This window comes from Cellulomonas sp. A375-1, from assembly GCF_001040865.1.
Classification (GTDB): domain Bacteria; phylum Actinomycetota; class Actinomycetes; order Actinomycetales; family Cellulomonadaceae; genus Cellulomonas; species Cellulomonas gelida.
In genome coordinates this window covers 51,079-62,110 of the sequence record NZ_LFKW01000150.1, presented here as the reverse complement: position 1 = coordinate 62,110, position 11,032 = coordinate 51,079, and the positions used below count along the sequence as shown (strand labels likewise).

The 11,032-nt window shown below is 73.4% G+C and carries 11 protein-coding genes and 1 pseudogene; 3 read left to right on the top strand and 9 right to left on the bottom strand.

The annotated features are described in order from the left end of the window. From CWIS_RS19095 to dapE, 4 genes and pseudogenes are all read right to left on the bottom strand, one after another. Window positions 1–822 (bottom strand): annotated as a pseudogene (locus tag CWIS_RS19095) (hypothetical protein); the annotation flags it as partial. After that, the gene (gene folP, locus CWIS_RS16240; RefSeq protein ID WP_048344377.1) at window positions 819–1,784 is read right to left on the bottom strand and encodes a dihydropteroate synthase; all 966 of its coding nucleotides are present in this window, start codon (window positions 1,782–1,784) and stop codon (window positions 819–821) included. The gene folP and the pseudogene CWIS_RS19095, both read right to left, overlap by 4 nt. Continuing rightward, the gene (locus CWIS_RS16235) at window positions 1,781–2,611 is read right to left on the bottom strand and encodes a TIGR00730 family Rossman fold protein (protein WP_048344376.1); all 831 of its coding nucleotides are present in this window, start codon (window positions 2,609–2,611) and stop codon (window positions 1,781–1,783) included. The genes folP and CWIS_RS16235 overlap by 4 nt, the downstream gene beginning before the upstream one ends. Window positions 2,612–2,620: 9 nt before the next feature. Continuing rightward, on the bottom strand, window positions 2,621–3,700 hold the full coding sequence (gene dapE, locus CWIS_RS16230) for a succinyl-diaminopimelate desuccinylase (protein ID WP_082156544.1): 1,080 nt from the start codon (window positions 3,698–3,700) through the stop codon (window positions 2,621–2,623). 71 nt (window positions 3,701–3,771) lie between these two features. Between dapE and dapD the strand changes: the two genes are divergently transcribed. Next, complete coding sequence (gene dapD, locus CWIS_RS16225) at window positions 3,772–4,713, top strand: 2,3,4,5-tetrahydropyridine-2,6-dicarboxylate N-succinyltransferase (RefSeq protein WP_048344374.1); 942 nt, start codon at window positions 3,772–3,774, stop codon at window positions 4,711–4,713. 2 nt (window positions 4,714–4,715) lie between these two features. After that, window positions 4,716–5,615, top strand: a complete 900-nt coding sequence (locus CWIS_RS16220) for a hypothetical protein (protein WP_048344373.1) — start codon at window positions 4,716–4,718, stop codon at window positions 5,613–5,615. Between the two features lie 114 nt (window positions 5,616–5,729). Here the strand turns inward: CWIS_RS16220 and CWIS_RS16215 are convergent, their stop codons facing one another. The 4 genes from CWIS_RS16215 to fdxA form a co-directional block, all read right to left on the bottom strand. Next, entirely contained in the window at window positions 5,730–6,167 is a 438-nt protein-coding gene (locus tag CWIS_RS16215; RefSeq protein WP_053071794.1) for a YrdB family protein, read from the bottom strand. Window positions 6,168–6,185: 18 nt separating this feature from the next. Next, window positions 6,186–7,484, bottom strand: coding sequence for a citrate synthase (locus CWIS_RS16210; protein WP_048344372.1), 1,299 nt, complete (start codon window positions 7,482–7,484; stop codon window positions 6,186–6,188). A 173-nt stretch (window positions 7,485–7,657) separates the two neighbouring features. After that, on the bottom strand, window positions 7,658–8,806 hold the full coding sequence (gene dapC, locus CWIS_RS16205) for a succinyldiaminopimelate transaminase (protein ID WP_048344371.1): 1,149 nt from the start codon (window positions 8,804–8,806) through the stop codon (window positions 7,658–7,660). Between the two features lie 6 nt (window positions 8,807–8,812). Beyond that, window positions 8,813–9,139 carry a ferredoxin gene (gene fdxA, locus CWIS_RS16200; protein ID WP_013772042.1) on the bottom strand — a complete coding sequence of 109 codons (327 nt, stop codon included), beginning with the start codon at window positions 9,137–9,139 and terminating at the stop codon, window positions 8,813–8,815. A gap of 92 nt (window positions 9,140–9,231) precedes the next feature. On the opposite strand from fdxA, the gene CWIS_RS16195 reads away from it, so the two are divergent. Then, window positions 9,232–9,480: a hypothetical protein gene (locus CWIS_RS16195; protein WP_048344370.1), complete on the top strand. Its 249-nt coding sequence runs from the start codon at window positions 9,232–9,234 to the stop codon at window positions 9,478–9,480. Window positions 9,481–9,489: 9 nt separating this feature from the next. Here CWIS_RS16195 and CWIS_RS16190 read toward each other — a convergent pair. Continuing rightward, a partial coding sequence (locus CWIS_RS16190; RefSeq protein WP_053071793.1) for a VanW family protein occupies window positions 9,490–11,032 on the bottom strand: 1,543 nt, incomplete at its 5' end.

Sequence of the window (11,032 nt, the reverse complement as noted above, 5' to 3'; positions counted from 1 at the left end):
CCCGCCGACCGCGACGACGTCCCGTGCCGGCAGCGGCTCGTCACCGCGCCGCCACGCGCGCCACCGGGCGAGCGCGTGCACGCCGACGACGAGCGCCATCGGCAGGGCGACCGCGCGGGTCAGGCCCAGCAGCACCAGGACGCCCGCGGTCGCGACGTAGTGCCGGCGGACGAGCAGCAGCAGCCCGGCCGCGACCAGGAGCAGCGCGAGCGACTCGGTGTACGCGACCTGCAGCACGGGCGACGTCGGGAACACGCTCACGAGCACGACGGTCGCGAGCGGCAGCCCCGGCCACGCCGTGACGGCCCGGGGAGCGCCCGAGGCGACCGCGCGGTGGATCAGGAGCACCGCAGCCGCACCCAGCAGGAGGGACGTCGTCGGCGCGACGACCTCCCAGCTCAGCGTCGTGATGCCCATGAGGCCGCGCACGAGCATCGGGTACAGCGGGAAGAACGCCCACGCGCTCTGCTGGACGTAGCCGTTCGCGTCGACCGGGAGCTCGCTCGGGTACCCCTCCTCCGCGATGCGGTGATACCAGCCCGCATCCCAGAACAAGCCTGTCATCTGCGCGTACGACGGGTGCTCACCCGCCCACGGCGTCGCGCCCTGGTGCGCGGCCGAGTACAGGAGCATCAGCGCCGTGGCGCCGCGCGCGAGCGCGTACACCGCGAGCACCTGCACCCACCACGACCAGCCGCGCGGGTCCCACCAGGGCCGCCGAGGACGGACGGCCGCCGGCTCGGGCGCCGGGTGGTCGGCCGCCGTGATCGTGGGTGTCCCCGAGGTCGCGGCGGCCTCGTCGGGGCTCGACGTCCCGCTCATGCCAGACCTCGGACCACGCGCTCGGGGAGCCGCTCCGCGCGGATCGTCGCGACCATGTCGAGCGTGCGGCGCGTGGCGGCGACGTCGTGCGCGCGGAACACGCGCGCACCGAGCCAGGCGGCCACCGCGGTCGCCGCGAGCGTGCCCTCGAGGCGCTCCTCGGGCGGCAGGCCGAGGCTCTCACCGACGAAGTCCTTGCGGGAGAACGCCATGAGCACGGGGTACCCGAGTGCCACCAGCGCGGGCGTGCGGCGCACGAGGTGCAGCGAGTGCCACGTGTTCTTGCCGAAGTCGTGCGTCGGGTCGACGAGCACGCTCGCGGGGTCGATGCCGAGGTCGGCCGCGCGACGGGCGGCCGCGGCCAGCGTCGCGACGACGTCGTCGACGACCCCGTCGAGCGGGTCCTGCTCGTCGTCGGGACGCTCGTCGTCCGGATGCTCCCGGGGTGCGCGCTCGGCGGGCGACGACGGGTAGGTGACGCGGAAGGGGTCGGTGCGCGGGCGCGCACCCCCGGTGTGCGAGCAGACGACGCCGAGCCCGTGCTCGGCCGCGACCGCGACGAGCTCCGGGTCGTGCCCCGCCCACGTGTCGTTGACGAGGTCCGCACCCGCGAGCGCGGCGGCACGCGCGACCGACGAGCGCCACGTGTCGACGCTGACCAGCAGGTCCGGGTGCCGGCGCCGCACGCGCTCGATCAGCGGCACGACGCGCGCGATCTCCTCGTCGGGCTCGACCCGCGGCCCCCGGCCGGCGCGCACGCCGCCGAGGTCGACGATGTCGGCGCCCTCCTCCTCGGCGCGCGCCACGGCCGCGTCGGCGCCGGCCTCGTCGTACCGCGCGGGCGCGTAGAAGGAGTCGGGGGTGCGGTTGACGACGGCCATCACGACCGGTCGGTCCAGCCCGAGCTCACGGTCGCGCAGGCGCACGACCGCCCCCGCGGCGGGCACGCCCGGCAGGCTCACGACGCGTCGCTGGAGGCCTGCGCCTCCTGCTGCGCCTGTGCGGCCTCGGCGACAGCCGCCTCCTCCTGCCGGCGCAGCTCCGCACCGCGCGTGACGACGATCTCGACCGCTTCCTCGGCGGTGTCGACCACCTGGAGGAGGTCCCGGTCGACCGGCGAGATCAGCCCGGCGGCGACGACCGGGCCTGAGATCCAGTCGAGCAACCCCTGCCAGTAGTCACGCCCGACGAGCACGATCGGGAACTCGATCACCTTGTGCGTCTGGACGAGCGTGAGGGCCTCGAACAGCTCGTCGAACGTGCCGAAGCCGCCCGGCAGCACGATGAAGCCCTCGGAGTACTTGACGAACATGGTCTTGCGCGCAAAGAAGTAGCGGAAGTTGACGCCCAGGTCGACCCAGTCGTTCATGCCCTGCTCGAACGGCAGCTCGATGCCGAGACCGATCGAGACGCCGCCCGCCTCCTTGGCGCCGCGGTTCGCGGCCTCCATGATCCCGGGGCCGCCGCCGGTGATGACCGCGTACCCCGCCTCGACGAGCAGCCGCGCGACGTCGACCCCCAGCGCGTACGCGGGCTCGTGGGCCCGGGTGCGCGCCGAGCCGAACACGCTCACCGCGGGCCCGACCTCGGCCAGCGCGCCGAACCCCTCCACGAACTCCGACTGGATGCGCATGACGCGCCACGGGTCGTCGTGCAGCCAGCTCGCACCGCCCACGGGGCGGCTCAGCAGCCGCTGGTCGGAGGTGCTCGTGGGGATCTGCTGCCCGCGCAGCAGCACGGGGCCCTTGCGGTAGCCGCGGCCCGGCTCCGGCTGTCCGTCGTCGCTCATGGGGCGAGCCTAGGAGGTCAACCAGAGGCGCAGGGCGTCGAACGACGCCTGGAGCTGGTCGACGGGGCACCGCTCGTCGTCCTTGTGGGCGAGCAACGGGTCGCCGGGCCCGAAGTTCACGGCCGGGATGCCGAGCTCGGCGAACCGGGCGACGTCCGTCCAGCCGTACTTGGGCGCGGGTGCACCCCCGGTGACCGCGAGCACGGCGCGCGCGAACTCCTGGGCGGCGGGCGCGTCGAGGCCGGGCCGGGCGCCCGCGGCCACGTCGGTCACGACCACCTCGTAGCCCGCGAACACCTCGCGCACGTGCGCCTCGGCCTGATCGGGCGTGAGCGACGGCGCGAAGCGGTAGTTGACGGTGACGACGCACGAGGCCGGGATGACGTTCGTCGCCGAGCCGCCGCTGATGAGCACCGCGTTGAAGCTCTCGCGGTACACGAGTCCCTCGACCTCGACGGACCGCGGCTCGTACGCCTCGAGCCGGCGCAGCACCTCGCCCGCGGCGTGCACCGCGTTGACGCCCACCCACGCGCGCGCCGAGTGCGCGGCCACACCGCTGAGCCGGACCTCCGCGCGCAGCGTCCCGTTGCAGCCGCCCTCGAGGCCGCCGTCGGACGGCTCGCCCAGGACCGCGAAGTCGCACGCGAGCCACTCGGGGTGGTGGCGGACCAGACGCCCCAGCCCGTTGAGCTCGGACGCGACCTCCTCGTGGTCGTAGAACACCCACGTGACGTCGCGCGTGGGCTCGGGGACCTGCACCGCGAGCGCGAGCGCGACCGCGACCCCGCCCTTCATGTCGACGGTCCCGCGACCCCACAGGTAGCCGTCCTGGAGGCGCGTCGGCAGGTTGTCCGCGACCGGCACCGTGTCGAGATGCCCCGCGACGACGACGCGCGAGCCGCGGCCCAGGTGCGTCCGGGCGACGACCGCGTCGCCGTCGCGCAGGACCTCGAGGTGCGGCGCGGTCCGCAGCGCCTCCTCGACGAGGTCGGCGAGCGCACGCTCGTCGCCGGAGACCGAGGGGACGTCGCAGATGGCCCGCGTGAGCGCGACGAGGTCGCCGTGCGGGTCGAGGAGGGGATGCGTCACGCCCCCGAGCCTAGGCCGCGCCACGAGGGCTACCCACGGGTAACCGTCCAGGTCACCGTAGGCTGGTCCGCATGACTTCTCGCCCCGCCTGGGGGTTCGGTCTCGCGACCACCACTCTCGACGGCATCACCCTCGACACCTGGTACCCCGCTCCCGTCCTCGGTCAGCCCGACGAGGGCGCGTCCGCACCGGCGGAGCTGCAGGAGAGCCACGACGACGCGCGCGGCGTGCGGGTGCGCCTGGTCCGGACCGTGATCGACCTGGACGCCCCGCCCGCCGACACCTGCGACGCGTACCTGCGGCTGCACCTGCTGTCGCACCGGCTCGTCGCACCGCACGGGGTGAACCTCGAGGGGATCTTCGCGGCGCTGCCGAACGTCGTCTGGACGGACCGTGGTCCGTGCGCCGTCGAGGGCTTCGAGACGACGCGTGCGCGCCTGCGAGCGGTCACGGGCGTCGCGCCGACCGTCTTCGGCGTCGACAAGTTCCCGCGCATGGTCGACTACGTGCTCCCGTCCGGCGTCCGCATCGCCGACGCCGACCGGGTCCGCCTCGGGGCGCACCTCGCGCCCGGGACGACCGTGATGCACGAGGGCTTCGTCAACTTCAACGCCGGGACGCTGGGCACGTCGATGGTCGAGGGCCGCATCTCGGCGGGCGTCGTCGTCGGCGACGGCTCGGACATCGGCGGCGGCGCGTCCATCATGGGCACGCTGTCGGGCGGCGGGCGCGAGGTCGTCTCGATCGGCCGGCGCACGCTGCTGGGCGCGAACGCCGGCCTGGGCATCGCGCTCGGTGACGACTGCGTGGTCGAGGCCGGGTTGTACGTGACCGCGGGCACCAAGGTGACGCTCGTCGGGTTCGGCGAGGGCTCGGGCCGCGTCATCAAGGCACGCGAGCTGTCCGGCGCGAACGGGGTGCTGTTCCGCCGCAACTCGCTCACCGGGGGCGTCGAGGCGGTCGCGCGCGCGGGCACGGGCGTCGAGCTCAACGCGGCGCTGCACGCGAACTGACCGTGGCTCGCCGTCCGCGCCGACGACGCCGCTCGACGGCCGCACGCGTGCTGCTCGGGCTCACGGCGTTCGTCGTCGTGCTCGGGGTCGCCGCCGCGGTCGTCGTCGCTGCGCTCGACCGGCTCCAGCCGGACGCGCCGCTCGTCGCGCGTTGCGCGGTCACGGTCGACGACACCGACTGGAGCCTGAGCCCCGACCAGGCGCAGAACGCGGCGTTGTTCGCCGCGATGGCGCAGCGACGCGGGCTACCGGCGCGGGCCGTCACGATCGCGATCGCGACGGGCCTGCAGGAGTCGCGGCTCGAGAACATCGACTACGGCGACCGCGACTCCATCGGTCTGTTCCAGCAACGCCCCTCGCAGGGCTGGGGCACGATCGAGGAGATCATGGACCCCGTCTACTCGACGGGGAAGTTCTACGACGGGCTCGTCAAGGTCGACGGCTACGAGGACCTCGAGGTCACCGTCGCCGCGCAGGCCGTGCAGCGCTCGGGCTTCCCGGACGCGTACGCGCAGCACGAGACCCGGTCCCGGGCCTGGGCGTCGGCGCTGACCGGCCACTCCCCCGCGGCCCTCACGTGCACGCTGCCCGACCCCGAGGCCGCGGGCACGCCCGAGGCCGCCGCCGAGCGGCTCGTGCGCGACTTCGGTGACCTCGCGCACGAGCGAGTCCCCGCGTCCGAGGACAAGCCCGCGACCCTCGTCGTGCACGCGGGGGCCCTGGGTGACGCCCCCGAGCGCCAGGCCTGGGCCGTCGCCGCGTGGGCGGTCGCCACCGCGCAGACCCTCGGGACGACGAGCGTCGACGTCGCCGACCAGAGCTGGGCCCGCACCTCGACGGCCTGGGCCACGACGGATGCGCCCCTCCCCACGGGCGACGTCCGCCTCACCTTCGCCCCCTGACCCACCCGTCCGCACCCGTTCGCTGCAGGGATGAATGCAGCGCAGGTGCACGTGGCCGCCACCAACCCTGCATCCATCGCTGCATCGAGGGGTCCGGGTAGCAGGTGGCCGGAGTCAGGCGGGGCGGGAGTCAGGGGGTGGGGTGGGGGCGTTGCCTCGGGAGAGGCCGAACGCGACCGCGGCGACGAACGCGAGGATCGCGCCCCACCAGCCGAGGCCGACGAGGGCCGCGAGCAGCGCGACCGCGACGAACGGCGCGAGCTGGGTCAGGTAGCGCAGCGGCCAGCGCAGGCGCGACGGTGAGCGAGGCGCGTTCCAGCGTGCCCAGACGATCACGACCGCGGACACGACGAGCACGGCGACGACCGCCGCGAGCGCCCTGCGCCCGGGCACGTCCGCGAGCATCCCGAGGCGCCAGCCCGTGACCCCCGCGAGCACGAGCAGACCGACCTCGCAGCCGAACGCGACGACGGACAGCGGGCCGCGGACGCCCGGCGGCAGCGCGCCACCCCCACCGGCCGGGGCCGGTCCGGGGGTGCGCGTGCCGCTCACGTCAGCGCGGGATGGACGTCAGCGCTGGTCGGCAGGGACGTAGTCGCGCTCGACGGCGCCCGTGTAGACCTGGCGCGGGCGGCCGATCTTGGTGGCCGGGTCGGTCATCATCTCGCGCCACTGGGCGATCCAGCCGGGCATCCGGCCGAGCGCGAACAGCGGCGTGAACATCGACGGGTCGAAGCCCATGGCCTTGTAGATCAGCCCCGTGTAGAAGTCGACGTTCGGGTAGAGCTTGCGCGAGATGAAGTAGTCGTCGCTCAGCGCGATGTCCTCGAGCTTCATGGCGATGTCGAGCAGCTCGTCGGCCGCACCCAGCGCGGTGAGGACCGCGTGCGCGCTCTCCTTGACGATCGCGGCGCGCGGGTCGTAGTTCTTGTAGACCCGGTGCCCGAAGCCCATGAGCCGGACGCCCTGCTCCTTGTTCTTCACGCGCGTCATGAAGTCGGTCGCGTCGCCGCCGTTCGCCTGGATCTCGGCGAGCATCGTGAGGACAGCCTCGTTCGCGCCGCCGTGCAGCGGCCCCGACAGCGCGTTGATGCCCGCGGCCACGCTCGCGTAGAGGTTCGCGTGCGACGAGCCGACGATCCGCACCGTCGAGGTCGAGCAGTTCTGCTCGTGGTCGGCGTGCAGGATGAGCAGCTTGTCGAGCGCCTCGACGACGACCGGATCGGGCTCGTACTGCTGGTACGGGACCGCGAACGTCATGCGCAGGAAGTCCTCGACGTACCCGCGGCTGTAGTCCGGGTAGAGCAGCGGCTCGCCCTTGGACGTGCGGTGCACGTACGACGTGATGGTCCGCGTCTTGGCCAGGATGAGCACCGTCGCGAGCTCGACGGTCTCCGGGTCGAACGGGTCGAGCGACTCCGGGTAGAACGTCGACAGCGCGTTGATCGCCGACGACATCACGGCCATCGGGTGCGCGCCGCGCGGGAACGTGCCCATGAACGTGCGGAAGTCCTCGTGCACGAGCGTGTGCCGGTTGACCCGCTCCTCGAACGCGTCGAGCTCGGCCGGTGTGGGCAGCTCGCCGTGGATGAGCAGGTAGGCGACCTCGAGGAAGCTCGCCTTCTCGGCGAGCTGGTCGATCGGGTACCCGCGGTAGCGCAGGATGCCCGCGTCGCCGTCGATGTAGGTGATCTTCGACTCGCAGGACGCGGTGTTCATGAAGCCGGGGTCCACGGTCACCAGGCCGGTGTCCCGCAGCAGGGTGGAGACCACCACGCCGTCGTTGCCCTCGGTAGCGGCGACGACCGGCAGGTCCTTCGCCTGGCCGTGCACCACCAGCTGGACCGGTGCGGTGAGGGTCTCGGACATGGCGTTCCTTCCTGCGACGGACCTGCGCGCGGTTGCGCGCGAGTCGTCACCGACGTCGGCTCGACAGCCGGGAGAGGCCTCCGTTGGCCTCGTCGACCGTACCTGCGGCCGACACCAGGTGACGAATCCTGGGACGATCCGATCCGGTGTGAATCAAGTCACACCCCATCCTGTCAGGCGCCGCGCAGGCGAGCAGCGGCCTCCGCGATCAGCTCGTCGGAGCCCGTCAGCGCGACGCGCACGTGCCCGGCGCCGGCGGGCCCGTAGAAGGAGCCCGGCGCGACGAGGATGCCGAGCCCGGCCAGGTCGGCCACGGTCTGCCAGCAGTCCTGCCCGCCCTCGGGCCGCACCCACAGGTACAGCCCCGCGGCCGACTCGTCGACGACGTAGCCCGCGTCCTGCAGCGCCGCGCGGAGCAGCACGCGTCGCGCGCGGTAGCGCTCACGCTGCTGCGCGACGTGCTCGTCGTCGTCGAGCGCGACTGTCATCGCGGCCTGGACGGGACCGGGCACGATCATCCCGATGTGCTTGCGCGTCTCGAGCAGGCGGCCGACGAGCGCCGGGTCGCCCGCGACGAACGCCGCGCGGTACCCCGCGAGGTTCGACTGCTTCGACAGCGAGTACACCGCGAGCAGGTCGCTCACGTCGCCGCCCGTGACGCGCGGGTCGAGGATGCTCGGCACGCCCTCGCGGACCCACGGCTCGTCCCAGGCGAGCTCGGCGTAGCACTCGTCGGACGCGACGACGACCGGCCGACCGTCCCGCCGCGCTGCCTCGCGCGCCGCCGCGACGACCGCCGCGAGCTCGTCGACGCCGAGCACCGCGCCGTGCGGGTTCGCCGGCGAGTTGAGCCACACCAGGCGGACGTCGCCGGAGCCCTCCGCGAGCCGGGCAGCGGGGTCCGCGCACGGCTGCGGGCTCGCGCCGGCGAGGCGCGCACCCACGTCGTACGTCGGGTACGCGACCGCGGGGTGCAGCACGACGTCACCAGCGCCCAGGCCGAGCAGGGAGGGCAGCAGCCCGACGAGCTCCTTCGAGCCGACCGTCGGCAGGACCCCGGCCGGGTCGAGACCTGCGACGCCGCGGCGGCGCGCGAACCAGCGCACGACCGCCTCCCGCAGCGCGGGCGTGCCGTGCGTCTGCGGGTAGCCCGGCGAGTCAGCCGCCGCGACGAGGGCCTCGCGCACCACCGCGGGCGTCGGGTCCACCGGGGTGCCGACCGACAAGTCGACGATCCCGCGTTCGTGAGCCCGCGCGACCTGCGCGAACGGCGTCAGCGTGTCCCAGGGGAAGTCCGGCAGCGCCCCGGTCAGCAAGCCCATGCGGGCTCAGTCACCGTGGACGCGCAGCGGCAGCGTCGCGATGATCGGGTGGTCCTTGTCGATCTCACCCATCTTCGCGGCACCGCCGGGCGAGCCCAGGTCGTCGAAGAACTCGACGTTGGCCTTGTAGTACTCGCTCCACTGCTCGGGGACGTCGTCCTCGTAGTAGATCGCCTCGACCGGGCAGACCGGCTCGCACGCCCCGCAGTCCACGCACTCGTCCGGGTGGATGTACAGCGACCGCTTGCCCTCGTAGATGCAGTCCACGGGACATTCCTCGATGCACGCCTTGTCCTTGACGTCCACGCAAGGCTCAGCGATCACATACGTCACGGCAGGTCCTCCACTTGACGGGTCGTCCCTAGTATTCCCCACATGCGCGCGCACACGACCTGGTGTCCACCCTGCGACGGGCTGGACGAGCCGTGACCTCGACCACTCCGCGGTCCTGGCGGGACGCGACGGCCGGGACGCGCGTCGTCGTCCGCCGGCGCCTGCAGGACCCGGCGCCGGACGGGCCGCACCTCACCGACGTCCTCGGCGTGGTCCTGCACGTGGACGACGACGGCCTGACGCTCGACACGTCGCACGGGCCGGCCCGGATCTCCGGGGGCGACGTGGTGCTGTGGAAGCCCATCCCGCCGCCGCCGGAGCGGCGCGCACGACGTCACTGACGCCGGGCGTCAGTCCTTCTCCTCGTCGTCCTTCTTCGGCGGCTCGCCGCACACCACGCGGTTCTGCGGCTTGTACCGCCACGAGTTCGACGTGGTCTCCTCGAGCTTGCCGTCGAGGAAGAGCTTGCGCGTGACCGTCACCGAGAACCCGGGGTTGCCCGCGGACTGCGGCGAGCAGGTCTTCGAGTCGGAGTAGACGGTCGACGGCTGCACGACGCCCGAGCGCCCGCTCGTCGTCGACTCGACCGTGTAGTACTTGGTGCCCCAGATCCGCACGTACGCGCGACCGCCCGAGACCCAGCCCTGCACGAGCGCACCGTACGGCGTGGTGTTCTTCCACTTCATGTCGATGCTGCCCGTGAAGATGGTCGCCTCACGACCCTCGGGGTACCGCGAGAACCACTCGCTGTGCGGCGTGTGGTCGACGTCTTCCATGCCCGCGAGGTACGCGGCGTTGAACGTCGTCGTCGACACCTGCGACAGCCCGCCGCCCCACGCGTCGGAGTGCTCGCCGTTGACGATCGCACCGGCCTGCACGAACCCGTGCGCGCCGTCGATCGGGCCCAGCGAGTCCGTCAGGCTGAACGTCTCACCCGGGCGGACGAGCACGCCCGAGATGTTCGCCAGGCCCTGCGCGATGTTCTTGGTGCGGCGCGGCTCGCTCGTCAGCGGCGTCGAGAACTCGGAGACGATCTCCTTGATCCCGAGCTTCTCCATCGCCTCCGTCGTCTCCGACGGGTCGGTCTGCGACAGCTCCACGGCCGCCGTGCGGTCCTGCGCGTCCGCGACCGCGGCGACCGCGCTCGCGACGTCGTCGGCCGCGACGGTCGTGCCGGGCTCGCCCGGGACCAGCACCGGCTTGTCGTCCTGGAACTCGAAGTGCGCGTCCGAGGCCGACGTCAGCACGCCCTCGGGCAGCTGCGCGACGACCTCCTGAGCGAGTGCCTCGCCGTCCAGCTGCAGGACGAGCCGGCCGTCCTCCGGCTGCATCGAGGCCGCGGCCGCGAGCGTCGCGGGCTGCAGCACCGCGAGCTTGTCCGCGACCGTCACCGAGATCGGCGCCGAGACGAGCGGCTCCGCGACCTCGTCGAGCGCGGCCTGGGCCGCGGCCTGCGTGATCGCCGGCTCGACGACCTGCGTCGGCAGCACGATCGGCTGCGCCGCGACCAGCCAGTCCCGCGCGACGACGTCGGCCGCCGCGTCCTCGTCGAGCGCCCAGCCCTCGGCCGCGTCGGTGAGCACCGCACCGCCGTCGACGAACAGCACCGCGCCGTCGACCGGGGCGAGCGAGAGCGACGTCCCGAGCGCCTCGAGCGCACCCGTCAGCTTCGCCTCGTCGACCTGCGTCACCGGGTCGCTCTCGCCCAGGCCCGCGACCTGGTGCCACAGGCGCAGCGGGTCGGCAAGGTCGACTCCCGTGAGCCCGTCGACGGTCGCCTGCGCGTCGAACGACAGGCCCGCCGTCTGCGGCTCGAGGGTGGCCTGCACGTCGTTCGCCTGGACCGCGACGGTCGTCCCCGTCGACGACGACAGCTCGTCGTCCAGCCGGGCC